Source organism: Mucilaginibacter sp. P1_D10, from assembly GCF_056406215.1.
This window is the reverse complement of sequence record NZ_JBFUAP010000001.1, coordinates 321,848-347,621: the sequence shown is the minus strand read 5'-3', so window position 1 is coordinate 347,621 and position 25,774 is coordinate 321,848. Positions and strand designations below refer to the sequence as shown.

The following is a 25,774-nucleotide window of genomic DNA, read 5'->3' as shown; positions in this document are numbered from 1 at the left end:
AGAATACACTTCTCAATAGCAGTTTATTGAGATGCCTGTACATCATGGCCTTATCAATTTCCTTATACGCAAGCTGCTTTTTTTTGTTTTGAATCTCGTGGAGTTAAATTCGTGCTCTAAACAAAGCTTAGCTTACCTTTGCCCCATGGCCGGCATCTACCTACATATCCCTTTCTGCAAACAGGCTTGCCATTATTGCGATTTCCATTTCAGCACCTCGTTGAAGTATAAGGATGAGATGCTGCAGGCCCTACTCAAAGAAATTACCCTCCAAAAAGATTACCTGGCAGGAGAAACGATTGAAACCATTTATTTTGGTGGCGGTACGCCATCGGTTTTAGCGCCCGGCGAAATAAACCGGCTGATAGATGCCATTACCGGCCTGCACACCGTAGCCGCCGATGCCGAGGTTACCCTTGAGGCCAACCCCGACGACCTCGACGGAGCTAAACTTAGCGGTCTAAGGGCTACACCTGTAAACCGCTTCAGCATAGGCATACAATCTTTTTATGACGAGGATTTGCAGTGGATGAATCGTGTACACCGCGCCGCCGAAGCCGAAACATCGGTAATGCGCGCGCAGGATGCCGGCTTCGAGAACATCACCATCGACCTCATTTACGGCTACCCCCTGCTTACGGATGCTAAGTGGAAGCATAACCTCGGCAAAGCATTCGAATTGCAGGTGCCGCACATATCGGCCTATAGTATGACGGTTGAGCCTCAAACCGCGCTGGCGGCTTTCATCAGCAAAAAAAAGCAGCCGCCCATGAGCGAGCAGCAAAGCGCCGGGCAGTTTACCCTGATGACGGATGCCATGCAACTCAATGGTTTCGAACAATACGAAATATCCAACTTTTGCAAACCGGGGCATTACTCGCGCCATAACTCCAATTACTGGCGGGGCGTAAAATACCTCGGGCTCGGCCCATCGGCGCACTCTTTCAATGGCGATACCCGGCAATGGAACATCGCCAATAATGCTAAATACATGGCCTCGGTTTTGCAGGATGGCCAACTGCCTGCCGAGGTAGAGCAGCTTAGCGAAGAGAACCGGCTTAACGAATACATCATGACCTCGCTGCGTACCGCCTGGGGCCTGGATACCAACAAGCTCGAGGCCATTGTCGGGGGCGCTGCCGCCATCCTGCTAAAGGCAGCGGAACCTTACTTCGCCGATGGCAAGGTACAACAAACGGATAGCATCATCACCCTTACCCAAAAGGGCAAACTGTATGCAGATAACATCGCCGCCGGGTTGTTTTTTTAACTTGCAGCGGGTGGCTGGCAGCCGTACTGACAGGATTTTGTCAGCATTCGCAAATTCTCAAATGACTTATAATAAGCACATTAATTATGTTCACGGTGTTCACGCGGCGGCGCGTGAACAGAACAAGGCGATATTTAGTAAAAAAACGGGGCCACAAACTGCATACTGCCCCCCGCAAACTTCAAACTTTTTTACCCGTGCCTGTGCCCAAACGTAAAGCCGTGCGATATCCTTAGGGCTATGATACTGAGCGAGGGATTGCCTGCACCCACAAAAACATGCTCGGCACGCAAGCTGATATTAAACTGCACGCTGCCCGATGGCTCGAACAAATAACCGAAGCCTATACCGCCTATGGGGCCCTTCACGCTTTGGTCTACCTGGCTGCCATCGGCTTTATACAAGGCGTTGCCGTTAGCATCCAACTTTTGTATATCCGTACCGCCGAAAGTATAGCCGGCTACTGGTTCGGCATAAAAACCAAAATCGTCCTGACCGAAAAACTGGCGGTAGCCGCCCAGCACCGGCGCAACGGCCATGTGGTAATCGTCTTTACTAAAAATGTAAACCCCGGCCTCTACAACGGCGGCACTGTTATCTGTTACAGGAATGCTGAAATTGAGGAACCCGCCGAAACCGAAGGGCGAGAAACCCTTGCTCGATAATTTGGCTACTTCTATCTGCGCGTGCGCGGCGGCATAAATAAACAAGGCTACACTAAGCAGCAGGATTTTTTTAATTGTGGGCATAACGGCTACGGTTTTTTTGTTACAATCAAATTTAAGATTTTATAGCATTAGGCAATAGGAAGTTCCGTTTTTAACAATTTCGTTACTTAAATAGCCGCATTATTTCGTTATTTTGTAAATTCGGGTATTGGTTACGGCCTGGTTGTAGCCATTTAACTACCCGATAGGTTACGATATGAGTTTTAAGCTAAGCCCGATTGATACGGTTGATACCATCTCTCCAGAAGATTTCCGCGAGAAGTACTTAAAGCCGCGCCGTCCGCTGGTGATAAAAGGCCTCACCAAAAGCTGGCCCGCCCGCGAGAAATGGACACCCGAATACCTCAAAGAAGTGGTTGGCAACAAAGTGGTGCCGCTGTATGATAACTCCAAAGCCGACCCATCTAAACCTATCAATTCATCGGCGAAGGAAATGCCCTTCAACGAGTATATCGACCTGATACGCAGCACCCCTACCGAACTCCGCATCTTCTTCTTCAACATATTCAAACAAGCCCCACAACTGCTGGATGATGTTGTTTTGCCAAAAGACTTAATGGGCGGTTTCCTGGAAAGCATGCCCGCTATGTTTTTCGGCGGCTCTAACTCGGTTACTTTCCTGCATTACGATATCGACCTGCCGCATATCTTCCATACTCATTTCGGCGGCCGCAAGCATGTGATACTGTTCGAGAATAAATGGAAACGCCGCTTGTACTGCATACCCAACGCCACTTACGCTTTGGAAGATTATGATGTACAGAACCCCGACGTAAAGAAATTCCCGGCGCTTGATGGCGTGGAAGGTATAGAAGTGTTCCTGGAACATGGCGACACCCTGTTTATGCCTACCGGTTACTGGCATTGGATGAAGTATATAGATGGCTCGTACTCACTTAGCCTGCGCGCCTGGGATGCCAGCATTACCCGCAAAGCGGCCAGCCTTTATAACCTGGCTATAAAAGGCGGCGTTGATAGCCTGCTGAAGATGGCCTTTAAAGGCAAGTACGCCAAATACCGCGAAGCCCTGGCTATAAAATGGGCCGAAAAGGAACTGGCAGAGGGGAAACCTTTGTAGGAGGGAAGTAATAAGCCGAAGCAAGAATAATAAGCGCAGGGTCATCCTGAGCCTGTCGAAGGGCGCGAGTAAAGGCCCGCCCGCTATGGTTCGACAAGCTCACCATGACCCATCGCACAAGACACGTCATTCTTGTTTCAGAACCCCATCATAAAAGTGGCCAAAAAATCAAATCGCATTGCATAATAGTAATCCTGCCGTGTGGGGTGCCGWAATAAATCGATATCATAGAATAGGGCAATAAAGTGCTTACGCGAGTGCCATCATCGTCTCCTTATTGGGGCCTCATATTGCTTCGGGACTTTGGAGGTTGTATTTCTTTTCCTTAAAAAACAGTGCATTTTTTTTTAAAAAAGTGAAATAACTATCATAACACCGTGGTATATTTAAGCTGATTTACATAAAGCCTATGCCGCGCCAGCTTATCACATTTATTTGGTTGTTATTTTTTTTACCCGGTTGCACAAGGCATAGCCAAACTGCTGTTAAGGAAAAAAATATTTACCGCGATACAAAGAATCCAGACAATTATAACGTTAGGATAAAAATTCCCGATGCCTGGATTGAGAAAGTTCGCCGGTTTAATTACAGCCGGAACACTCAAACTATAATACGTGAATTTGAAGGTTTTATAAAACCCGATACCATCCACAATCCGCATTCGCGACACATTGAGGAAGGGTATGGCCGTGTGCTCGACCCGATGTTTATGGACCTTGATGGCATCCCAGGGGAAGAAATGATATGTTTAATAGGCTGGGATGTAAGCTCGCCTTATCTTGGAGTGTTTAAACAAATCAATAGTCAATGGTACCTGTTGTACCTCGAAGACATTTGGGTGTTTAATGAAGGCACAGAGCTATCTGTGGCCAACAATTTTGCTGCAAACAAAGTTTTTTATTGCAGACATTTATATGCCAGAGGCACTTGTACCTATAACGATGGTTATACTTTTTATAAATTAATTAACGACAAGGTTTATCCCTGCCTCAAATTAGCAAACAAAATAAACTCTTGCGGTTGGTCGCCCTACCCAAACCAGGAAGTACAAACTACTTTCTATTTTGGCGGAGATGATGCGGACGAGATTGGAGTGGATTATGTTTATAATTTCTCTTATACCCCTAAACTTCGACGCGAAGCACCAGAAAATGAGGACGATTCCATTATAAAAGGGGAAGATTATGTTACTTACACATGGGATGCGAAAAGCCTTTCTTACAAACTAAATATACCCCACTTTAAAAAGGGGCCAGCGGATTTAACGGCAGAGAAAATCGCCTGTTTCGGCGTATTCGATAATACCCGGTTCGTAAAAGCTTTCCGCAGCGAAATTAATGACATTCTTAAAACCGGAACAACCCGGCAAAAAATTGCCTTAAAAGAAATTTCCGATAACGCGAATGAAGATAACAGGAAGTAATGTAGTATCTGTCGCAGTCACTTTATTGCAGCTTAGCCTATACGCTAAACTCTTGCTTAGCCAGCTGGCTTACCACTTCGTTGCGGTTTTTGCCATCTATCAACATCAGAAATTCTACCGGGCCACCTTCTGCGCCACAGCCCATACATTTAAAGTAATTACTCTGAGCAATAATCATCAGCGATGTAGTTTCATCGTTATGAAAGGGGCAGCGGCCTTTGAGTGCTTTGCGGCTTTGCTGTAACAGGATATGTTTGGAAGCGATTTCGACGAGGTCCATAGCCTGCAAACTTAAACACTGTGGTTTTGCCCTGCAATGGGTGTGGATAAGTTTAGGGGGGGATTACGGTGATATTAAAAATTGAAAAGCTTCTTTAAAAGACTACGGAAAGTGTTTTTATTTAACCCTTCTTCTTTTGGCAAAGATTGACCGATTGCTCCTTTAAATACTGACCACGATGTTCTTTCAAAATTTTCATCTGTCGCTACCCGCCCACCAAAAGAAGTTAAAAGATCTGCTATTTCAACTAAGCAGAAGTCAACTGCACTCCATTTGGGTGTTATTCCATCTGATGATAACACATTGGGATTAGCATTAGCTTTGAGCAACAATTCCACGGTTTCGATGTCGCCTCTCATAACCGCCCAATGCAAAGGAGAATTTCCAAGATTGTCCAGTTCATCTAAATCACAACCTTGAGTGATAGCATCTTTAATACCGTCTAGATCGGATCTTAAAACATGGTCATGTAGCAGATATTTCATTTAGTGTGATCCATTTGTGTGAATCGATTTCCTCTTACCCCAGCACCATCACCGCAGTATTGATAATATCATCGAAAACGGCCCTGTCGCAGGTTGATTTGGCCGTTACCTGTATGCCTTTGATGGTATTGAACATAAAGCGTGCAATGGCCCGTGCGTCTTGCTGGTTGCCTATCTCGCCGTTCTCCTGCCCTTTTTTGATGACGAGGTAAAAGGTTTCTTCCAGTTGCTGGTCGTTCTTTTGTATCATCCCGCTTACTTCCTTATCGTGCAGGGCCACCTCAACCTCGGCGTTTACCATAAAGCAACCCTTCTGGAATTTGTCATTCAGCAGGTTATCCACCACGAAACTCAGTAGATTTCTTATGACGGCTTTTGCAGATTTATCAGCATTGATAATTTCTACGAACATGCCCGAATTGGCGCACTGGTAACTCGCCAGGGCTTTCATAAACAGCGCATGCTTATCCCCATAGGTATCGTACAGACTGGAGCGGCTGATGCCCAGCCCGTCTACCAGGTCCTGCATCGAGGTGGCGCTATATCCTTTGAGCCAGAATATATCCACCGCCTTTTTCAGCACTTCATTTTCGTCGAAATCTTTTGTCCTTGCCATAACTGCGGATAGCCTTGCTTAATAATAAGCAAAGCTATCCATTTTTTTAATGTTTATTAAGCAGCTCTGATTACCCTGGGGGACTTTGCTTCTTTGGGATAATGCTAGGGGCCTGTGCGATTCCCCTCTTGAGAGGGGTGGAGGGGTGTGTTTGTACGTTATGCATACGTTATCGCATGACCGCGAACACACCCCTCCCCCGCTCGGTCCGCCCCGCCCCCTCTCAAGAGGGGAACCAGAAAACTAAAAGCGATTCCTTTTGATTACCTCACGCCACCACCTGCAAGCAGAGTTTCGTTGGTTAACCAACGCGAATCTTCAGATGCCAGGAACACCGCTATCAGCGCGATATCTTCCGGCTGGCCAATACGGCCAAGCGGGGTAGTTTTTACGGCTTCGTGATGGAAATCGCTGCCGATGAAACCCGCGGTGTGCGTGCCTTCGGTTTCTACCATACCCGGGTTAATAGAGTTCACCCTGATGTTTTTGGGGCCAAGTTCTTTTGCCAATACGTGAGTAATGGCATCAACAGCACCTTTAGTAGCACTATAAACCGCGCTGCCCACAGGCGTAATGTTACTTACTACCGAACCAATATTGATGATACTGCCACCGTTAGGATTAAAGCTGGCTACCGCACCCTGTGTAGCCAACAGCAAACCAAGCACGTTGGTATCAAACTGTTTGTGGAAATGTTCTTCGCTGATCTGCTCTATCTGGCCAAATTCATACACGCCTGCATTGTTTACCAATACATCTACCGGGCCAAAGGCTTTTGTTGTTTCTTCGAACAAGCGTGTAACATCCGCCGTGCTTGATACACTGCCTTGTACCGCAATGGCTTTGCCACCTGCGGCTACAATTTCTTCAACCACCTTATCGGCACCGGCTTTTGATGATGCATAATTTACTACCACCGATGCACCTGCTTCGGCAAGGCTTTTTGCAATACCGGCACCAATACCTTTTGATGCGCCTGTTACTACTGCTACTTTATCTGCTAACTTTTTCATTTCGTTTTTTTGATTAATTTTGTTTATTGGAATAATCGTTCCACAAATGTACAATCAAAATGGAACGAACGTTCCGTTATTTGAAATTATTAGTTATAAATGACAAAAGGAAAAGCTTTCGACTTTTCCTTTTTATTTTAAAATACTGAATATTAATTATTTACTTACTTCTTCCCGAAAGTGCTGTACTGCCAGCTATCCGTACGGAAAGGCGATGCAGGCAACCCGGCCCCGTTATACAGATTGCAAACCGGGTTATTGGCCCAGGCGTAGCGTACGGCTACGGGGTTTTTCACGTTCGGGCTACTCACGGTTACCTTATTGCCGTTTACCACGGCATCGGCCCAGTAGAACTTCTGGTCGGCACCCGCTATAGCGAAGCCGGTAAGTGCGCCGTCCTTAGCCTTCAGGCCATCCGCGTGCTTGAATTTTACGGCGATAGCATCGCCATTGATTTTAAAGGATTTATAAACCGGGCCTGAATAGGCATCCGCCTGCCCGTAATTTTTGGCCAGGGCAATCAGCGCAAGTCTGCGGCCTACCTCCTGCTTGTTTTTTGGGTGGATATCCAGGGCCTCGCCTACGTCTATCGCAACGGCCATGCCGGTGTAAGGCAGGGCTAAAGTGGCGGCCTGCACATCGCGCAATTCGGCCCAGGCCGATGGTACGGGTTGCGGACTAACCGGCATAAAATTGGCCAGCTGCACAAAATAGAAAGCCATTTTGGGGTTGTTCCAGTCGCGGCGCCAATCGTTTATTAATGCGGGGAACAGTTCGCCGTACTGCTGTGCACGGTCTGCATTTGCTTCGCCCTGATACCATATGGCGCCTTTTACTGCGTATTGGGTAAACGGGTTTATCATGGCGTTGTACAGCACCGAGGGTCGGTTTGGCCCATCGTTTAGCACAGGCGCTGGGAAGCCTTTTAAATCAACCGCTGCATTATACTGCCATGGCCCGTCTAACGGAATGCGTTCGCCGGTTTTGCTTTGCAAAAACATTACGTCTTTTTTACCCATGAAACCGCCGCCGCCGCCGGTATCAACAACGCGTACGGTTATAACCAACTGGCCTGCTTTTACTTTTTCTCCCGGGATAATGTAATTACGGGGCGCGGCATAATTGTTGGTCTCCCCAATTTTTTCACCGTTAACGAAAGTGATATCGTTATCATCAATAGCGCCAAGGCTAAGCGTAAGTTCCTTCCCTGCCATTGCATCGGGCACATTTATTGTTTTACGAAACCAAACAATACCATCAAAATTGGGCAGTGCAGCTGTTTCCCAGGCACCGGGTAATTGTATGGTTTTCCAGCCTGTCGAATCAATATTTGGCGCCGCCCAAACGGGTACGCCGTTTTGGTAGCCGCCATCCTTCGCTATAACCGCCGCTTGCCAGGCCGCCATTTCGGTGTTATACAGGGCGAGGCTCTGCTCTTTGTTCAGGCTTTTCATCGTGTGGTAAGCTTTGGCCAGGTCGGGCAATTGCTTCACGGTGTTCTCGCTGGTCCAGGCCTCTACAATAGTGCCGCCCCATGAGGAGTGTATCAAACCAATGGGAATGCCCGTTTTTTTGTAAATATCCCTTGCAAAAAAGTAAGCCACAGCAGAAAACTTTGCTACTGTTTGCGGGGTACAGGGCTGCCAACCGCCGCCGGTAATTTTGGCGTCATCAAGGGCAACGTTGCTGTTGGCCTGCTCTACCTGTAACAGGCGGATATTGGGGTACTGCGCATCGGCCAGCTCCTGCTGGTAATTAATCACCTGAAACCAGCCCGATACCGGGAACTCCATGTTAGATTGCCCGGACGCTACCCAAACCTCGCCTATCAGCACGTTTTTAAGGGTGATAGCTTCGCCATCGCTTACCGTAATATCATATGGGCCGCCATAGCTTGGTGTGGCCAGCATTATCTTCCATTTACCATCGGCACCGGCAATAGCTGTGTATTTTTTTGTACTCCAGGTAGTGCTAACCGACACGGTTTTGCCCGGTTCGGCTTTGCCCCAAATGGCAGCTTTTGTTTTTTGTTGCAGCACCATATTATCGCTAAAGGTGGAGGATAAAACAACTTTTGCATCGGCACAAAGGGCAGCGGCCAACAGCGTGATAAGGAGGAGGGTACGAAGGATTTTCATATATTTAAGGTTAGGGCAAATATTGGTTTTTATTTGATGAAATAAAAGGGCATTTCTATTGAGGAGAATCGTAATTGCTCCAGAGGAGTCACCTGTTTAAAGTAACTTCCCTGACAGATTTAATGAACCTATTAACCCACCAAAACAAATATGCTTAAACTCCTCGGCCCATGCGCGCCAAGCACTAAAGACTGCTCGATATCTGCAGTTTTTGATGGGCCGGCGATGAATGCGGCAAAGCCATGATCGCTGCCCTGGGTGCGGAGGTAAGCGGCATGCATATCGGGCACGATATCCGTAGCTTTTACAACCAATGCCAAATGCTGACAGATAAAAGGCAGCACGCGGGTGCCCATTTGTTTCTCGGTTACCCAGAGCGCACTGTTCTCAGCAACACCGAACTCCGCCTGCAAAATAGCCAGCTCGACGTTTTCCATTTCGTGCGGGGCATTATTGGCAAACAGGGCGGCATCTTTGGCTATATCCAGCAATTCGGGCAGGGAGGTTAATACCCGCGAACCCGGGGTAATTACCAGATGAGATTTCAAATCAGCGATACTATCAACCAGCACCAGCCTGCTGCCTACGTTACCGGCAACGGTTGCGAAAGTTTCCAGCAATGCGCCTTTAGCCTGGGCTTTACCTTCCCAAACGGCAATATCCGGCGCAGCTACCAATGGTGGCTGGTTGCGGCGTACGTCTGCTAATATTTTATCACGGGTGGTCATTTTATTAATATCGAATGTTCGATGTCGAATTTATTTATGTCTTGATTCTTGTCTCTTGATTCTTGATTCTTGTCTCTTGATTCTTGTCTCTTGTCTCTTGTCTCTTATTTCTTGGTTCTATTCTTAAGGTACCACTCCCCGAATGATTCCTTCGGCGCATCGGGCATATCCCGTTGTTTGTACCAAGGATTCAACGGATTGTTTACCGCGAAAGGCGCATGTTTGATTACCCAGCGGCCTGCTTTGCCTGCCAACCGGTAAACCTTTGGCGAGGACAGCGTATAGGCCATCGCCTGCATAGCAGCGGCTTTCTTTTTATCGCCGTACCCCTCTTTTACAATTACCTGCCGCCATTTATACAACTGCTCGTGGATATCGATCTTCACCGGACAAACGTTGCTGCACGATCCGCAGAGCGTAGAGGCGAAGGGCAAATCCGCGTATTGCCTCATGTCCAGATTTGGGGCCAAAATAGAGCCTATCGGACCAGCAACTGCCGTGTGATAGCTATGCCCGCCGCTGCGGCGGTAAACCGGGCAGGTGTTCATGCAGGCGCCGCAACGGATGCATTTTAGCGAGTTGCGGAAATCTTCGCGACCCAACTGTACACTGCGGCCGTTATCCACAAGTACGATGTGCATCTCCTGCCCCGGCCTTGGCCTTTTAAAATGACTGCTATATGTGGTAATGGGTTGGCCCGTTGCACTGCGGGTAAGCAGGCGCAGAAACACGCCAAGGTCTTTACGTTTAGGGATTAGTTTCTCTATCCCCATGCTGGCGATGTGTACATCAGAAAGATGCGCGCCCATATCGGCGTTACCCTCGTTGGTGCACACCACAAATTCGCCGGTTTCTGCTACCGCGAAGTTTACGCCGGTTAGGGCAGCCCTGCGCGACAAAAAGGTATTGCGTAGGTGGATGCGGGCCGTTTCGGTAAGTACCTGCGGGTCGGCTTCGCCTTTGGCGCTGCCCAAATGCTCGTGGAATATATCGCCTATTTCTTCCTTTTTTTTGTGGATGCAGGGCAGTACGATATGGCTCGGCGGTTCTTTGGCCAGTTGAACGATCAGTTCGCCCAAATCGGAATCCACCACGCTAATGCCCTGCTCTTCGAGGTAATGGTTCAGGTGGCATTCCTCGGTAAGCATAGATTTGCTTTTCACCATCTGGCTGATGCCATGGCGTCTGAGAATACTGTGAACTATTTGGTTATGCTCCTGGGCATCTGCCGCCCAATGCACGCGAATACCATTATTGTTGGCCTGCCGCTCAAACTGCTCCAGATAGTCCGCGAGGTTGGATAATACGTTGTGCTTTATTTGCGAAGCGGCTTCGCGCAGTTCCTCCCAGTCGGGGATCTGGTGCGAGGCTTTATCGCGTTTTTGGCGCACAAACCACAGGGTTTCGTCGTGCCAGTTTACGCGCTGCTCGTCTTTATTAAATACTTCAGAGAGTTCGGCGTGATCCTTCATGCTACAGGCTCCTTTACGCCATTTAGTATCTCGGCAATGTGTATCACCTTTACATTACTTTTTTGTCGCTTGAGGATGCCCTCCATGTGCATCAGGCAGCTCAGGTCGGCAGCGGTGATGTATTCCGCGCCGGCGTGGATATGATCTGCAACGCGGTCCTTACCCATCTTAGCCGATACAGCCTCCTCTGCTACGCAAAAAGTACCGCCGAAGCCGCAGCACTCATCGCTACGGGTTAAGGGTACCAGCTCCACTCCTTCTACCATCCCCAACAAGCTGCCGGGTTTGGAGTAGGGCGCGGCGGTCAATTCCGTCATTTGCGCCAATTTTAATCCGCGCTGGCCGTGGCAGCTTTGGTGCAGGCCAACACGGTGCGGAAATTTGGCTTCCAGCTTCTCAACCTTTAAAACATCGGTTAAAAACTCTGTAAGCTCGTATATTTTCTTGCGGATGCCGGTTGCGGCTTCCTCGTTATCGTGTGAATGTAAGTGCTCCTTAATGTGCAGGGCGCAGCTACCCGATGGCGATACCACGTAATCGTATTCTGCAAAATTATCCACAAAAAGGTCGTTACATCCCCCGGTTAAATGTTCGTAACCCGAATTGGCCATGGGCTGCCCGCAGCAGGTTTGCTGCGGCGGGTAACCTACCTCTACCCCAAGCTTTTCCAGCAACTCCAACGTCGCAATAGCCGCGTTGGGGTAAAACTGGTCGACGTAACAGGGGATAAACAAGCCTACTTTCATGTTACAAATCTGCAGTATATGTATATATTAACTGTCCTCTACTGTATGATTTATGCTTTTGCGTAAGCCACTACTTCCTGCCTCGAAGTTCCTAAACCGTCGATGCCCAATTCAACCACGTCGCCAGGTTTAAGGTACACGGGCGGTTTAAAGCCCAGGCCTACGCCTGCAGGTGTGCCGGTAGAAATCACGTCGCCCGGAAGCAAGGTCATAAATTGGCTGATATAGGAAATCACAAATGGCACTTTAAAGATGAAGTTAGAAGTGTTGCCATCCTGCATTTTAGTGCCATTTACAGTTAACCAAAGGCGCAGCGCATCTACGTCGCCGGCCTCATCCGGCGTTACCAAATAAGGACCCATCGGCGCGAAGGTATCACAGCCTTTGCCTTTGTCCCAGGTACCGTTACGCTCCAACTGGAACTCGCGTTCGGATACATCGTTGTGCAGCACATAGCCTGCAATGTAATCCGCAGCTTCGCTTTCATCCACATAAGAGGCTTTTTTGCCGATTACCACTGCAAGCTCTACCTCCCAATCGGTTTTTACCGAATTGCGGGGGATCATGATCTCATCATTTGGGCCTACCAGCGAGGTGGTGCTTTTCATGAAGATAATGGGTTCTGATGGCGTTGCCGCGTTGGTTTCTTTAGCGTGGTCGGCGTAGTTAAGGCCGATACATACGATTTTTGACGGCCTGGCTATGGGGCTGCCTAAACGCGTTCCTTCAGGAATCGGCTTTAGTTCGCTTTGGTGCGCTTTTAAGTAAGCTTCCAATTCGGCAACACCGCCGCGTTCAAAGAATTTCTCATCGTAATCGCTGTTCAAAAAAGAGGCATCGTAGTTAACGCCATTAATATGTATGCCTGTTTTCTCTTCGCCGGCGTTGCCAAATCTTATTAGTTTCATTTGCTGTTAGTTGTTTAAAGTAATAAAGCCACCATCGATAGGGTAATCGGTACCGGTGATAAATCCGGCTTCGTCTGAACATAGGTACAAGGCCAGCGAAGCTACTTCATCCGGTTTGCCCATGCGCCCAATGGGCTGGCTTTTGGATAGCTTCTCGAATATTTCCGCCTCTTTGCCGGCATAATTCTTTGCAATAAAGCCATCCACGAATGGCGTATGCACACGCGCTGGCGATATGCTGTTGCAGCGGATATTATCGGCCATATAATCGCGCGCTACAGAAAGCGTCATGGCGAAAATGGCGCCTTTGCTCATGCTGTAGGCAAACCTATCGGTAATACCCACGTGCGCCGCAATGGATGCCATGTTGAGGATAACACCGCCGCCATGTTGTTTCATGGATGGTACGGCGGCAAAAAGGCAGTTATAGGCGCCCTTTACGTTTACATTGTATATACGGTCCAGGTCGGCTTCGCCGGTGTTCAGCAGGCTGCCTACGTGGGCAATGCCCGCGTTGTTCACCAGGATATCTACCTTGCCTATCTTACCGAATACGCCTAATACCGCCTGCTGATCGGCCACATTGGCGGCGTGCGATTCAGCTTTACCGCCTGCAGTAGCAATCTCTTCCACTACGCCGGTTGCCGCATCGGCATTCAATTCGATGATGTGTACGGTTGCTCCTTGTTGGGCAAACAGCAAGGCGATGGCTTTACCTATGCCGCTGCCGCCGCCGGTAATGACGGCTATCTTATTTGCTAAGCTGAACATGCTTTATCTTAAGTTTATAATGAAACGCCTCTCTTCCAGGGAATGAAGTCGTCCTGACCCAATTGCACTGCCTTCGGCCTGATGTTGCCGCTGGCCACCTCCACCACGTAATCCAGCAATCGGTGCGTTGCTTGTTCTATAGTTTCTTCGCCCTCTATGATGGTACCACAGTTAAAATCGATGATATCGGGCATGCGATTATGTAATTTGGTATTGGTTGATAGCTTTACTACAGGCGCAATCGGGTTCCCGGTTGGCGTACCTAAACCTGTTGTAAATAGCACAATGTTTGTGCCCGAACCCACTACTGCCGTGGTGCTTTCCACGTCGCTTCCTGGGGTGCACAAAAGGTTGAGGCCTGGTTTGGTCACTTTTTCCGGGTAATCCAGCACGGCCGCCACGGGAGAGGTGCCGCCTTTTTTTGCCGCCCCGGCAGATTTGATGGCATCGGTGATCAGCCCGTCGCGGATGTTGCCGGGCGATGGGTTGGCGTAAAAGCCCGAGCCGTCTGCCTCGGCCCTGGCGGCATAAGTGGTCATCAGGCTCATGAATTTCTGTGCCGTTGGTTCGTCTATACAGCGGTCACTAAGTTCCTGCTCGACGCCGCAAAGCTCGGGGAACTCGGCCAGTACCACGCTGCCCCCAAGGGTTACCAGTATATCCGACAGATAGCCCAGCACCGGGTTAGCCGAGATCCCGGAAAACCCATCCGAGCCGCCACATTCCAAACCGATATTCAGTTTATTTAAGGCTGCAGGTTCGCGCTGTTGTTTATTCACTTCTATTAGCCCGGCAAAAGTTTGTTTCAAAGCTTCGTGTAGTAAACGGCTTTCGGTGCCCAGCTTTTGCTGCTCTAAAATCACTAAGGGCTTTGAGAAATTGGGGTCGCGTTTTTTTATCTCATCCTGCAAAATGCTGGCCTGTGCATGCTGGCAGCCCAGGCTCAATACGGTCGCGCCCGCCACGTTGGGATGCGTAATATAGCCCGCCAATAATCCGCAAAGCGCATCAGAATCTGTACGTGTGCCGCCGCAGCCCATATCGTGGTTCAGGAATTTGATACCATCTACGTTAGCGAATACTTTCCTCGATGATTCGCCTTGGGCCGTCATCTTTAAATCCGCCTGTAAAATCTCCTGAACTGATTTGCCCGTTTGCAGCATATCTATCAATTGGTCCACCTCGTCTTCGTAGCCGCGGGGCTTAGCGAAGCCCAGTTTTTCCAGCATGGCATCCTTCAATACATTGATGTTGCGGTTCTCGCAAAACACCAGCGGTATTACCAGCCAGTAATTGGCCGTGCCCACGCTGCCATCGGTACGATGGTAGCCCATAAAGGTCCTATCCGCGTAAGCGCTTACATCGGGCTGGTGCCATTGCGTTTTGCGGCTGCCCAGCTTAAAACCGTCGGCGGCGTGCAGGATATTTTCGGTAGTAATTGCTCCGCCCTGCGGTATGTGCTGACTGGCCTTGCCTACCAATACGCCATACATGTGTATCTCGTCGCCCGGCTGCAATGCCTCAAGGGTAAATTTGTGCTTACCGGCTACATCATTGGCCAATACCAGGCTGGTATTTCCGTGCTGTATAGACGTGCCTTTTGGCAAATCGGTAAGGGCCACCAATACGTTATCGGCAGGGTGTATCTGCAGGAAGGTAAGTTTCTCTTTTGTTACCATGGTAGTATTATTGGTTTGCTGCTATCGGATGGGGCTTATATTATCGGCACGTAAAATTAACCACCCGCTCTTTGTTTAAAATGGATAATATCCAAAAAAAGATGGACGATATCGCTATCCGATAAGCTGAGTGTTTTATAATTATTTATATTAAATTTAACATGGCTGGCTGACCCGAACCTATGAGAAGACTTACGCACAAAATAGGCCATTCCGAAAATACGCCAATCCGCATGCCTTACCCTTCCCGTTGCAAGGAATGAAATCGCCACAAGCCGCATTATCGCACGCTAACATAAGTAGCTTACAAAGGAAAGGCATGCATCTTAACAATGCTTAACCTTTATATGCCAACTATTAAGCGATATTGGGATAGTTATTAAGCTAAAACCTCATCTGCATTTTACCGGACAAGTTAAAACAAATCCCCGGTGTTTCCCATTTACTATCAGGCTACATATTAGCTACCCGGCATTTTTATGAACAACACACGCGTCGCTATAATTGGAGGGGGCCCAAGCGGGCTATTTATGTTTAAACGATTGGTTGATACCAGCGGTACCGGCATCAACATAACCATATTCGAGCGCAAAAAACAGCTTGGCGCGGGCATGCCTTACAGCCTCGAGGGCGCGAACGACGAGCATATCACTAATGTATCGGGCAATGAGATACCTGATTTGGTAACTCCCGTTGCCGATTGGATTGCCGCGGCACCGAAGGATTTGCTGGATCATTATCAAATCACCCCGCAAAGCTATAACGACTACAAAGTGCTGCCGCGCCTGCTTTTCGGGCAATACTTGTCGGCCCAGTACGATTTGTTGATGCAACAGGCCCTGAAGCTTAGCATAAACGTAGATGTTTATTTTGATAGCACGGTTACCGATATTATCGACAAACCGGACGAAAAGCAAGTTGCAGTAGAAGTGAATGGCAATCGCCTGCAACATTTCGATACTGTAATTATCTGCACAGGGCACAATTGGCCAAAAAAATACGAAGACAAGGTGCCGGGTTATTTTGATTCGCCGTATCCCCCTGCGAAGCTATGCATCAAAACAAACCATGCGGTTGCCATCAAGGGCTCGTCGCTTACTGCGGTGGATGCGATACGCACACTGGCACGTGGAAATGGGAAATTCTCGATTGAAAAAGACGGCACGCGTGTTTATCATCTGGGTGCCGATAGCCCTGACTTTAAAATCATCCTGCATTCACGCAACGGACTGCTGCCTGCAGTACGGTTTCATTTAGATAACCCGCACCTGGAGAATGATTCCATATTGAGTGAGGAAGAAGTAGATGAACACATCAAACACAATGATGGCTTTCTGTCGCTGGATTATATTTTCGAGAAGGACTTCAAAGAACCTATCCGCGAAAAGCAACCTGATTTTTATGCCCACATCAAGGATATGAGCATGGAGGAGTTTGTTACAGAGATGATGGAAAAGCGAGAGGAACAAGATGCCTTTGAGTTGCTGAAAGCTGAATATGTAGAAGCAGAACGTTCCATAAAAGCAAACAAATCTGTTTACTGGAAGGAAATGCTGGGCGTATTAAGCTTCGCGATGAATTACCCCGCAAAGCATTTATCTGCCGAGGATATGCAACGGCTGCAAAAAGTATTACAGCCGCTCATCTCTGTGGTGATCGCTTATATTCCGCAAAGCTCCTGCGAGGAACTGATGGCTATGCACGATGCTGGGATATTGGAAATTGTTTCAGTTGGAGAAGATAGCGAGGTAAAACCCGGACAACCGGTTGGTGCGATATATGAGTACACAGATGATACCGGTAAAAAAAACGCCGATCATTTTGAAACCTTTATAGATTCTGTAGGGCAGCCACACTTAGCCTATGACGACCTGCCTTATCCAAGCCTCATCAAAAACAAATCGGTAACACCTGCCACGCTGAAGTTCAGGGATGCGGAAAAGGGTAAGCAGGCAATAGAAAAAGACGCGAGGAAAGTTAAAACAGATGGTAAAGGCAATTATTATTTGATCGTACCGGGCATTGCCGTAAACGATAACTTCCAGGTAATAGATGAACGTGGCGCACACAACGACCGTATTTATATGATGGCCGTGCCGTATATTGGCGGCTACAATCCCGATTACTCGGGACTTGATTTTTGCGAAGCAGCATCAGGGCTAGTTATGGAAGCCTTGCTTAAAATCAAAGTATGAGCGCACAAACATCAACCGAAATGAAACTATACATGCTGCTACTTGGCTCTAAAGCGCCCGGCAGACATGTGGAGCAGCACGACTTTTTCTTTGGGATAGCCGCATCGTTAAAAGAACTGGTGCCCGATATCAAAACCTTCTGGAAAAACACCGGCAGCACCCTGCATGTAGATGGCTGGCGCGAAGTGGGCCATGTGGACGGCTACCGCATTAAGGTTATTTTGAAGGAAGAAGCAAACGTGCTTACCGAACACCGCCTGTTCTTCATTAACCTGGGCGGTTACCAATCTGGAAAACTGGAAGAGCAGCATTATACCATCTTAACCGTACAAACCGAACGCGCAGCCGCCATACAGCAATCCAAGAAAACGGTATTCTTCCGCAACAATACCATCGCCGGCATGAAGGGGGCTAACTCCCATATTGATGATAAGTACGGGATCGATGTGGATGATATCTATAATATCGAGGATATGCTATCATCCGAATTAAAAGAGAAATACCACATCGAGATAACACCCGCCGAGGGGTTGCCCGAGGATGAAGTACATTTAGGGTATTTTAGATTAGAGAAATTATGACCCGCCCAGCCAAACCGGCCGATGCTCCTGCCATCTCCCAACTCATACAATTGGCTATGGGTATGCCACTTGCAGGCAAATTCGCAAATAGTAACGACCCGCTAATTATCGATGCGCTTTTCACGCGCTTCGCTGGGTTAAAGGCCAACCAATACAGCTACGAGAACATTTTGCTCTATGAAGAAAACAACGCCATTTGTGGGGCAATAGTGGCTTATGATGGCGGCAAGCTTGACGAATTGCGCACCCCGTTTTTAACCTATACCCGCGCCGAACTCGGCTTCAGCGGCACACCCGAGGATGAAACCCAACCAGGCGAATATTATATTGATTGCCTGGCGGTGTTCCCGCAGTACCAGGGCAAGGGCATTGCTAAAAGCTTGATAAAAGCATTGTTTGAGCGCGCCGCTTCGTTAGGGCACCGTACCGTGGGCCTGCTGGTAAGCAAGGGAAACGAGAAAGCGCAAAAGCTCTATACGGGACTGGGCTTCGAGGTTGTGGGCGAGAAAGGACTGCTTGGGGGCAGGCATTATCATTTGCAAAAGCAATTAATATAGAAATTAATAACCCCGTCATGCTATCCTTAGGTCTCCCCCGAATGGCAAGACGGGCTATCAACGATTATCTATTTAACTGCCAATACTTGGTACGTAGCACCTTTCTTTGATATGAAGGTAAGCAGATAGCTGCCGCCATCGGGTTTAGACGTACCTACACCCGCAATTTTTACCGGCCAGTTACTGCGCAATTGACATTGCCCGCCTACTACCGATGTAACGGTGGCAGCTGTTAATTTATGCGCCTTCCAACTGATGCCCACCTCAAAGTTGCCGCGTGCCTTAAGGCCTTTCACGGTACCGCTCTCCCAGGTATCGGGCAGGGCGGGCAGCAGGTAAACATCGCCGGTTTGGCTTTGCAGCAGCATTTCGGCAATGCCCGCTGTGGCCCCAAAGTTGCCGTCTATCTGGAACGGCGGGTGCGCATCGAACAAATTGGCATAGGTGCCGCCGCCCTGAGCGTAGTCGGTTCCTTCTTCTCCGGTGAGGTGCAGCAGGTCGCGCACTAACTTGTAGGCGTGATTGCCATCCTGCAAGCGCGCCCAGAAGTTTATTTTCCAGGCCTTGCTCCATCCGGTGCCATCGTCGCCGCGCAATTCGAGCGTCTTGCGGGCAGCGGCCGCCAAATCCGGCGTGGTAAGCGGCGATATCTGCTCGCCCGGGAAAAGCCCGAACAGGTGGGATACATGACGGTGGTGCGGGTCGGTTTCGTCCCAATCTTTATACCACTCTACCAAATTGCCTTTTTTGCCCACATGGAAAGGCAGCAATTTAGCTTGCCGCGCAATAACGGTATCGCGCAACGCCTTGTCCAAATTCAATTTTTTTGATGCGGCAATATAATGCGCAAACAAATCGCGGATAATCGACATATCCATGGTGCTACCCAAAGCAACGGTGCCCACGTTGCCGTTCTCGTCCTTAAAAGCATTCTCGGGCGATCCGCTCGGCGCGGTAACCCAGTAGCCATCCTTATCTTTTACCAGCCAACCCAGGGTAAAATCTATCGCGCCCTTCATCAGGGGGTAGGCTTTATTGCGCAAAAAGGCTTCGTCTTTAGTGAACAGGTAGTGGTCCCAAAGGTGGCGGCACAACCAATCGCCGCCCATGGCCCAGTTGGCCCACATCGGGTCGCCAAAGCCATCGCCCACGGGGTTAGACAATGCCCATATATCGCTATTGTGGTGCACCACCCAGCCGTTCAAATTATAAAACTCCTTGGCGGTTTTCTTGCCGGTAACCGCCAAATCGGCGGTAAGGTGCAGCAGGGGCTGGTGCAGCTCGCTCAGGTTGGTTATCTCGGCAGGCCAGTAGTTCATCTGCGCGTTGATATTGGTGGTGTAGTTAGAGCTCCACGGCGGGCGCAGCTCGTTGTTCCATATGCCCTGCAAGTTGGCTGCCGTGCCGCCAGGTCGCGAGCTTGAGATAAGCAGGTACCGCCCGAACTGGAAGTACAGCGTTTCCAGCCCCACGTCTATATCGCCTTTGGTGTAGGCCAGCAAGCGTTGGTCGGTAGGCAGGGTAACGGTATCGGGGCGGCTGCCGGTTAGTTTCAGCGACAGGCGGTTGAAATAATGGTGATAATCGTTCAAATGCGCGGCCAGCAATGCGGCGTACGGCTTCAGGGCAGCGGCTGCGAGGTATTTTTTGCTGATGGCCAGCTCATCCTTACCCTGGGTAACGGGGCTTTTATCGAAGCCATTGTAGCTGGTTGCTGCCGATATGTATATGATAACCTCTGTGGCATGGTTGATGCGGATACCCGAAGTATCCGCGGCGATTGTGCCGCCTTTGTTTACCACTTTGGTAAGCCAGGCGTAGCGCACGCCCTTGGTAAGCGAATCATCGTATCGCAGCGGATCGCGGTGCAGGTTGATGTAGTTGGGGTCTACATGGGTAGGCGCTTTGCCCGCGATGAGCAGGGTATTGGGCGATACGACGGTCTTGGTATTCTTCAACTGCGTAGCGGTCAGCACTTTCAGGCTAAGCTGCCCGGGCTTATTGGCTGTGAGCCTGATTACCATTACCTGGGCAGGCGCCGAAGAAAACACTTCGCGTTTATAGGTAACACCATTGGCCGTAAACTTTGTGGTGGCGATAGCATTGCTGATGTCCAGGTCGCGGCAGTAGGTGCCAACCGTGCCCGTGATTTGTTTGATACGGATGTCGCCAAGCGGCAGGTAGCTTTCCGAGTAATGGCCCTGCATCTTCTTACTCAGCTCGATGGCCTTTCTATAATCGCCCGCGAAGATAGCCTCGCGCACCTGTGGCAGGTAGGCCGGTGAACCGGGGTTTACGGGACCAGATACCGGCCCGCCCGACCACAATCTACTTTCGTTAAGTTGGATAAGCTCATCCTCCGGCTTGCCGAATATCATGGCACCCAGGCGACCGTTGCCAACGGGCAGCGCCTGTGTCCAGCGTTTAGCGGGCTGGTTGTACCAAAGTTTGAGGGGTTGCTGGCACAGGCCGGCAATCGGCGCCGCAAGCAGCATCAAGGCAAATAGCTTCTTCATAGTTGGGTTATCGGTTATGACAATCGATTGTAATTAACCTTCTAAATAACACTTGTTTTGGCTGGAATCAAAACATTGGCAGGGATTTATTTTACGCAAACGTTGCCGTAGTGGTATTGCAGTTGTTCCCAAAAGTCCGGGATTTGGCTTCAAAAGAATTAACCCATTATCTTTTCGCAGCCCCTCTTATATAAATCTCGATTGGCTTCGTCGATACCATCACGATTAACATATCCGGGAATGCTGCTTTAAAGTAAGGCATTTCGCTGGCTTTAATTAGGATTACTTTTGTAACCTGTTGCCGATGGTTTAGCCACATGTGGGGCGGGATATAATAAGTTTACCTGCACCCGGCAGATAACACAAACAAATACCAATACTAACGTGATCAACTTATTCATCATCTTTCATAATTTCCTCCTATCATGCTGCACCACTGTCCTTTCCATAAATTTCATGTAAAATTCATCGGATAACTTGTATATTACGATACAAATCCTTTGGTTTGCTTTTGACAGGACGGGACAAACCGGGGAATAAAAGCCACATGCCGTATTGTCATACCGGGGATGACTAATTGCCCTGCTTAAATAAAAAAACAGGGTTTACCGGCAAGGCACTAAACTAATCCGTCAAAAACGCATCTCAACAATAGGTTTTTGCCGTATTTATATAAAAATCAAGCGGTTCTAAAGTTAAGAAAACAAAAGGCGCAATTATCTTATTCCGTTTAAGCAGGGTGTTTATCACCAGATTGTCTGTTTACGATTAAGATAAAAAACTGGCAACATTGTTGATAAAACTAAAAACTATCGCCTTGATTACTTAAAACAATTTTATAGATTAGGACGATCATAATCAGAAAGGTATATATGGAAGCTAAATTTTCGCCGCGTGTAAAGGATGTGATACAGTACAGCAGGGAGGAGGCGTTGCGCCTTGGCCATGATTATATAGGTACAGAGCACCTTTTGCTGGGCCTCATCCGTGATGGCGATGGCGTGGCAATCAAACTATTGAAAGGGCTCACTGTTGATACCGCCAAACTGCGCCGCGCCGTGGAAGATGCTGTGAAAGGCACCATAGGCACCAACGTGCATATAGGCAGTATCCCGCTGACCAAACAAGCCGAAAAAGTATTAAAGATCACTTACCTCGAAGCGAAGATTTTCAAGAGCGACGTTATAGGCACCGAGCACCTGCTGCTCTCTATCCTGCGCGATGAAGACAACATAGCTTCGCAGATATTGACGCAGTTCAGCGTTAATTACGAAGTGTTCAAAAGCGAGGTGGAATCGCACAAGAACGACGTTACGGACGAGATGCCAGGCTCATCTACCGGCGGCGACGACGATTTTAAAGAGGACGACAGCTTTACCCAGCCTAAAAAGGTATCAGATATCAAATCTAAAACCCCGGTACTGGATAACTTTGGCCGCGACCTTACCAAAGCTGCCGAAGAAGGCAAGCTAGACCCAATCGTAGGCCGCGAAAAAGAAATCGAACGCGTATCGCAGATACTATCCCGTCGTAAAAAGAACAACCCTATCCTTATAGGCGAACCGGGCGTAGGTAAAAGCGCCATTGCCGAAGGTTTGGCCTTACGCATCGTACAGCGCAAGGTATCGCGCGTGCTGTTCAATAAACGCGTGGTTACTTTGGATCTTGCCTCTTTAGTGGCAGGCACCAAATACCGTGGACAGTTCGAAGAACGTATGAAAGCGGTGATGAACGAGCTGGAAAAATCTCCGGATGTTATCCTGTTCATCGATGAGATACACACCATTGTTGGTGCGGGCGGCGCAAGCGGCTCGTTGGATGCCTCTAACATGTTCAAACCGGCTTTGGCCCGTGGCGAGATACAATGCATCGGCGCAACCACGCTTGATGAGTATCGCCAGTACATTGAAAAAGATGGGGCTTTGGACCGTCGTTTCCAAAAGGTGATGGTAGAACCTGCCACGCCTGCCGAAACGGTTGAGATACTAAACCGCATTAAAGAAAAATACGAAGAGCACCACGGCGTAACTTATACTGATGAGGCCATCAATGCTTGCGTTACCTTAACCACCCGCTACATTACCGACAGGTTTTTACCGGACAAGGCTATAGATGCATTGGACGAATCGGGTTCGCGCGTGCACTTAACCAATATCCATGTACCGCAACAGATACTGGATATTGAGCAGAAGATTGAGCAGATAAAAATCGAAAAGAATAAGGTTGTACGCAGCCAGAAATACGAAGAAGCAGCCAAGCTGCGCGATACCGAGAAGCATCTTTTAGAGGAGCTTGACCAGGCTAAAGCTGTTTGGGAAGCCGAAACGAAATCTAAACGCTACACCGTATCTGAAGATAACGTGGCAGAAGTTGTTGCCATGATGACCGGTATCCCCGTACAGCGCGTGGGCCAGGCCGACAGCCTGAAACTGCTGAACATGGGCGAAACGATTGCTAACAAAATCATCGGCCAGGACGACGCTATCAAAAAACTTACCCGCGCTATACAACGTACCCGTGCAGGTTTAAAAGATCCTAAAAAGCCTATCGGCTCGTTCATATTCCTGGGCCCAACCGGTGTTGGTAAAACCGAGCTTGCCAAAGAGCTTGCCCGTTTTATGTTCGATACCGAGGACGCCCTGATACAGATAGACATGAGCGAGTACATGGAGAAATTCGCCGTATCGCGCTTAGTGGGTGCGCCTCCGGGCTACGTAGGTTACGAAGAAGGCGGCCAGCTGACCGAAAAGGTACGTCGCAAACCATACGCCGTTGTGTTATTGGATGAGATAGAGAAAGCACACCCGGATGTATTCAATATCCTGCTGCAGGTATTGGATGAAGGCCAGCTGACTGATTCATTAGGCCGCAAGGTTGATTTCAGGAACACCATCATCATCATGACCTCAAACATTGGCGCACGCCAACTGAAAGATTTTGGCCAGGGTGTTGGTTTCACCACCGCTGCAAAAACTACGCAGGCAGATTCGCACTCTCGTGGTGTAATAGAAAACGCTTTGAAACGCGCTTTCGCTCCTGAGTTCCTTAACCGTATAGATGATGTTATCGTGTTCAACTCATTGGGTAAAGACGAGATATTCAAAATTATCGATATCGAGCTTGCAGCCCTGTTTGGCCGTGTGAACAGCCTTGGTTATAAAATAGAACTGACTTTGGCCGCCAAAGAATTCATTGCCGAGAAAGGCTACGATTCGCAATTCGGTGCCCGTCCGTTGAAACGCGCTATCCAGAAATACCTGGAGGACCCGATTGCCGAAGAGATACTAAAAGGTGAACTTACTGAAGGCGATACCATGGAAGTGGATTACGACAAAGATGCTGAGCAGGTGAAAGTGGTAGCCAAAAACAAAGCCGCCGGCGAAGACAAAACGCCCGAAGAAGAGCAACAGCAATAAGCGAAGCTTTTGAGATATTGCAAGCCCCCGGAGAAATTCGGGGGCTTTTTTTGTGGAGGTGATACGCGCTTATCACTTATCCACCACCGGCTCATAATCTACCGGCAGCAGTTGGGCAATACGGTATCGCCCCCAATCGCCTTCAAATAATACGTAGGCCGGGTTAGAGATGATGCCATTCTGATCGAAAAAAGCATAGTTGGCTTTTATAGTTAAAATAGTGGAATCCGAGCTCTTATATTTAATGTATAAACAATCGTCGAAGCCAATAGCATAAATACCGGACAAATCTGTAGGATGCAAAAAAGTTGAGGCGACAATGGGTACCTTCACCAGCGTTTGTATAAACTTGTTATTCAAACCATTTGCAGCCGGATTTGGCTTCCTTATCAACCGGTAAATTACAAACCCTTCCTGTGCCGTACTGTCTACAATTAACGAGCGCAAAAAGTGCATGGAGGAGCCAAGATAAGTTTCACGCCGTCTTTTTTTCCAGCGGCGTTTTTGGGTCGGCGAGCCCTGCATTTCCTCAAACGTAGATGAACCTTCAAAATACAACACGCCTGATTGTTCATTCTTTTCAAACTTGTTCAGCAGATACTTTATCCGGTAACCCAGGTACTTGTTTTCAATCACCAAAAAATCGTAGGATGAACCTGTTAATATGCGCTTGCGTTTATCATAGTCAAGCGAGAGGGCATCGAAGTCGACTATTTTACAATCCTGGGCGGCGGCGGATGTACCTAAAAAATCATCCTTAAATTTCTGAAGGTTATTCTCCCAATCGTTGTCTATTACTACCTTAACTTCTTTCAACTGGGTAGTTTTTGCCAAAAGCTTGATATCCGGCAGGCTGATAGCTTCGTTGGCCGCCCGTACTGTTTCACGGTAAGTATCAAAACCAACCACCGAAACCACGAACTCGTATTGGCCGGGTTTCACGTTACGCAAGCTAAAACTGCCATCTTCGGCGGTTTTATCGCCCACGGTAGCATTGCTTAAAAATACGCTGGCATTGGCAATGGGTTTGTTATCAGCAGCGTTTATAATCTTGCCTGTAATGGTTACCTGTGCCAGGCATGCAAAGGGAGCAAACAGAAAAAGTAAAAAGCAATATCTCATATGGTTTAGCACTCAGACGGTAAACGGAACTACATCCGATTTGAACACTTAG

The 25,774-nt window shown here is 48.5% G+C and carries 21 protein-coding genes; 7 read left to right on the top strand and 14 right to left on the bottom strand.

The features are described from left to right. The first annotated feature begins 145 nt into the window (after positions 1–145). Positions 146–1,270 carry a radical SAM family heme chaperone HemW gene (gene hemW / locus AC1DYT_RS01555; RefSeq protein ID WP_477467900.1) on the top strand — a complete coding sequence of 375 codons (1,125 nt, stop codon included), beginning with the start codon at positions 146–148 and terminating at the stop codon, positions 1,268–1,270. A gap of 191 nt (positions 1,271–1,461) precedes the next feature. Here hemW and AC1DYT_RS01550 read toward each other — a convergent pair whose 3' ends face one another. Next, positions 1,462–2,019 (bottom strand): hypothetical protein, encoded by a 558-nt coding sequence (locus AC1DYT_RS01550; protein WP_477467899.1) that lies wholly within the window; start codon positions 2,017–2,019, stop codon positions 1,462–1,464. 175 nt (positions 2,020–2,194) lie between these two features. Here AC1DYT_RS01550 and AC1DYT_RS01545 point away from each other — a divergent pair, with 175 nt between their 5' ends. Then, positions 2,195–3,076, top strand: a complete 882-nt coding sequence (locus tag AC1DYT_RS01545; protein WP_477467898.1) for a cupin-like domain-containing protein — start codon at positions 2,195–2,197, stop codon at positions 3,074–3,076. 439 nt (positions 3,077–3,515) lie between these two features. Continuing rightward, the gene (locus tag AC1DYT_RS01540; RefSeq protein ID WP_477467897.1) at positions 3,516–4,499 is read left to right on the top strand and encodes a hypothetical protein; all 984 of its coding nucleotides are present in this window, start codon (positions 3,516–3,518) and stop codon (positions 4,497–4,499) included. Positions 4,500–4,536: 37 nt separating this feature from the next. Here AC1DYT_RS01540 and AC1DYT_RS01535 read toward each other — a convergent pair whose 3' ends face one another. The 11 genes from AC1DYT_RS01535 to AC1DYT_RS01485 form a co-directional block, all read right to left on the bottom strand. Then, the gene (locus tag AC1DYT_RS01535) at positions 4,537–4,779 is read right to left on the bottom strand and encodes a CHC2 zinc finger domain-containing protein (RefSeq protein WP_477467896.1); all 243 of its coding nucleotides are present in this window, start codon (positions 4,777–4,779) and stop codon (positions 4,537–4,539) included. 74 nt (positions 4,780–4,853) lie between these two features. Next, positions 4,854–5,264: an ankyrin repeat domain-containing protein gene (locus AC1DYT_RS01530; protein WP_477467895.1), complete on the bottom strand. Its 411-nt coding sequence runs from the start codon at positions 5,262–5,264 to the stop codon at positions 4,854–4,856. 34 nt (positions 5,265–5,298) lie between these two features. Next, entirely contained in the window at positions 5,299–5,880 is a 582-nt protein-coding gene (locus tag AC1DYT_RS01525; RefSeq protein WP_477467894.1) for a TetR/AcrR family transcriptional regulator, read from the bottom strand. 263 nt (positions 5,881–6,143) lie between these two features. Beyond that, complete coding sequence (locus AC1DYT_RS01520) at positions 6,144–6,893, bottom strand: SDR family NAD(P)-dependent oxidoreductase (protein ID WP_477467893.1); 750 nt, start codon at positions 6,891–6,893, stop codon at positions 6,144–6,146. A 164-nt stretch (positions 6,894–7,057) separates the two neighbouring features. Further along, positions 7,058–9,031 carry a sialate O-acetylesterase gene (locus AC1DYT_RS01515; RefSeq protein ID WP_477467892.1) on the bottom strand — a complete coding sequence of 658 codons (1,974 nt, stop codon included), beginning with the start codon at positions 9,029–9,031 and terminating at the stop codon, positions 7,058–7,060. A 131-nt stretch (positions 9,032–9,162) separates the two neighbouring features. Beyond that, entirely contained in the window at positions 9,163–9,759 is a 597-nt protein-coding gene (locus tag AC1DYT_RS01510) for a LutC/YkgG family protein (protein WP_477467891.1), read from the bottom strand. Between the two features lie 104 nt (positions 9,760–9,863). Beyond that, positions 9,864–11,231, bottom strand: coding sequence for a lactate utilization protein B (locus tag AC1DYT_RS01505; RefSeq protein WP_477467890.1), 1,368 nt, complete (start codon positions 11,229–11,231; stop codon positions 9,864–9,866). Continuing rightward, positions 11,228–11,977, bottom strand: a complete 750-nt coding sequence (locus AC1DYT_RS01500) for a (Fe-S)-binding protein (RefSeq protein ID WP_477467889.1) — start codon at positions 11,975–11,977, stop codon at positions 11,228–11,230. The genes AC1DYT_RS01505 and AC1DYT_RS01500 overlap by 4 nt, the downstream gene beginning before the upstream one ends. 50 nt (positions 11,978–12,027) lie before the next feature. Continuing rightward, a complete protein-coding gene (locus tag AC1DYT_RS01495; RefSeq protein ID WP_477467888.1) occupies positions 12,028–12,885 on the bottom strand; it encodes a fumarylacetoacetate hydrolase family protein in 858 nt (285 codons plus the stop codon). Between the two features lie 6 nt (positions 12,886–12,891). Beyond that, positions 12,892–13,656, bottom strand: coding sequence for an SDR family NAD(P)-dependent oxidoreductase (locus tag AC1DYT_RS01490; RefSeq protein WP_477459650.1), 765 nt, complete (start codon positions 13,654–13,656; stop codon positions 12,892–12,894). 14 nt (positions 13,657–13,670) lie between these two features. After that, entirely contained in the window at positions 13,671–15,335 is a 1,665-nt protein-coding gene (locus AC1DYT_RS01485) for a UxaA family hydrolase (protein ID WP_477467887.1), read from the bottom strand. Positions 15,336–15,814: 479 nt separating this feature from the next. Between AC1DYT_RS01485 and AC1DYT_RS01480 the strand changes: the two genes are divergently transcribed. The 3 genes from AC1DYT_RS01480 to AC1DYT_RS01470 are packed head-to-tail and all read left to right on the top strand — an operon-like array spanning position 15,815 to position 18,668. Beyond that, entirely contained in the window at positions 15,815–17,530 is a 1,716-nt protein-coding gene (locus AC1DYT_RS01480; protein WP_477467886.1) for an FAD/NAD(P)-binding protein, read from the top strand. Then, on the top strand, positions 17,527–18,111 hold the full coding sequence (locus AC1DYT_RS01475) for a DUF1543 domain-containing protein (protein WP_477467885.1): 585 nt from the start codon (positions 17,527–17,529) through the stop codon (positions 18,109–18,111). The genes AC1DYT_RS01480 and AC1DYT_RS01475 overlap by 4 nt, the downstream gene beginning before the upstream one ends. Further along, positions 18,108–18,668: a GNAT family N-acetyltransferase gene (locus AC1DYT_RS01470; RefSeq protein ID WP_477467884.1), complete on the top strand. Its 561-nt coding sequence runs from the start codon at positions 18,108–18,110 to the stop codon at positions 18,666–18,668. The genes AC1DYT_RS01475 and AC1DYT_RS01470 overlap by 4 nt, the downstream gene beginning before the upstream one ends. Positions 18,669–18,736: 68 nt before the next feature. On the opposite strand, the gene AC1DYT_RS01465 is transcribed toward AC1DYT_RS01470, so the two are convergent. Beyond that, positions 18,737–21,184 carry a glycoside hydrolase family 95 protein gene (locus tag AC1DYT_RS01465; RefSeq protein WP_477467883.1) on the bottom strand — a complete coding sequence of 816 codons (2,448 nt, stop codon included), beginning with the start codon at positions 21,182–21,184 and terminating at the stop codon, positions 18,737–18,739. A gap of 872 nt (positions 21,185–22,056) precedes the next feature. On the opposite strand from AC1DYT_RS01465, the gene AC1DYT_RS01460 reads away from it, so the two are divergent. After that, positions 22,057–24,600 (top strand): ATP-dependent Clp protease ATP-binding subunit, encoded by a 2,544-nt coding sequence (locus AC1DYT_RS01460; protein ID WP_477467882.1) that lies wholly within the window; start codon positions 22,057–22,059, stop codon positions 24,598–24,600. A 72-nt stretch (positions 24,601–24,672) separates the two neighbouring features. Here AC1DYT_RS01460 and AC1DYT_RS01455 read toward each other — a convergent pair whose 3' ends face one another. Beyond that, the gene (locus tag AC1DYT_RS01455; protein WP_477467881.1) at positions 24,673–25,722 is read right to left on the bottom strand and encodes a carboxypeptidase-like regulatory domain-containing protein; all 1,050 of its coding nucleotides are present in this window, start codon (positions 25,720–25,722) and stop codon (positions 24,673–24,675) included. Between the last annotated feature and the right edge of the window lie 52 nt (positions 25,723–25,774).

Coding starts and splice junctions, on each gene's coding strand:
- AC1DYT_RS01505 (WP_477467890.1), bottom strand. CDS start 11,231: ATGAAGGATCACGCCGAACTCTCTGAAGTATTTAATAAAGACGAGCAG.
- AC1DYT_RS01500 (WP_477467889.1), bottom strand. CDS start 11,977: ATGAAAGTAGGCTTGTTTATCCCCTGTTACGTCGACCAGTTTTACCCC.
- AC1DYT_RS01515 (WP_477467892.1), bottom strand. CDS start 9,031: ATGAAAATCCTTCGTACCCTCCTCCTTATCACGCTGTTGGCCGCTGCC.
- AC1DYT_RS01545 (WP_477467898.1), top strand. CDS start 2,195: ATGAGTTTTAAGCTAAGCCCGATTGATACGGTTGATACCATCTCTCCA.
- AC1DYT_RS01460 (WP_477467882.1), top strand. CDS start 22,057: ATGGAAGCTAAATTTTCGCCGCGTGTAAAGGATGTGATACAGTACAGC.
- AC1DYT_RS01495 (WP_477467888.1), bottom strand. CDS start 12,885: ATGAAACTAATAAGATTTGGCAACGCCGGCGAAGAGAAAACAGGCATA.
- AC1DYT_RS01475 (WP_477467885.1), top strand. CDS start 17,527: ATGAGCGCACAAACATCAACCGAAATGAAACTATACATGCTGCTACTT.
- AC1DYT_RS01535 (WP_477467896.1), bottom strand. CDS start 4,779: ATGGACCTCGTCGAAATCGCTTCCAAACATATCCTGTTACAGCAAAGC.
- AC1DYT_RS01510 (WP_477467891.1), bottom strand. CDS start 9,759: ATGACCACCCGTGATAAAATATTAGCAGACGTACGCCGCAACCAGCCA.
- AC1DYT_RS01480 (WP_477467886.1), top strand. CDS start 15,815: ATGAACAACACACGCGTCGCTATAATTGGAGGGGGCCCAAGCGGGCTA.
- AC1DYT_RS01520 (WP_477467893.1), bottom strand. CDS start 6,893: ATGAAAAAGTTAGCAGATAAAGTAGCAGTAGTAACAGGCGCATCAAAA.
- AC1DYT_RS01470 (WP_477467884.1), top strand. CDS start 18,108: ATGACCCGCCCAGCCAAACCGGCCGATGCTCCTGCCATCTCCCAACTC.
- AC1DYT_RS01525 (WP_477467894.1), bottom strand. CDS start 5,880: ATGGCAAGGACAAAAGATTTCGACGAAAATGAAGTGCTGAAAAAGGCG.
- AC1DYT_RS01550 (WP_477467899.1), bottom strand. CDS start 2,019: ATGCCCACAATTAAAAAAATCCTGCTGCTTAGTGTAGCCTTGTTTATT.
- AC1DYT_RS01465 (WP_477467883.1), bottom strand. CDS start 21,184: ATGAAGAAGCTATTTGCCTTGATGCTGCTTGCGGCGCCGATTGCCGGC.
- AC1DYT_RS01490 (WP_477459650.1), bottom strand. CDS start 13,656: ATGTTCAGCTTAGCAAATAAGATAGCCGTCATTACCGGCGGCGGCAGC.
- AC1DYT_RS01530 (WP_477467895.1), bottom strand. CDS start 5,264: ATGAAATATCTGCTACATGACCATGTTTTAAGATCCGATCTAGACGGT.
- AC1DYT_RS01455 (WP_477467881.1), bottom strand. CDS start 25,722: ATGAGATATTGCTTTTTACTTTTTCTGTTTGCTCCCTTTGCATGCCTG.
- hemW (WP_477467900.1), top strand. CDS start 146: ATGGCCGGCATCTACCTACATATCCCTTTCTGCAAACAGGCTTGCCAT.
- AC1DYT_RS01485 (WP_477467887.1), bottom strand. CDS start 15,335: ATGGTAACAAAAGAGAAACTTACCTTCCTGCAGATACACCCTGCCGAT.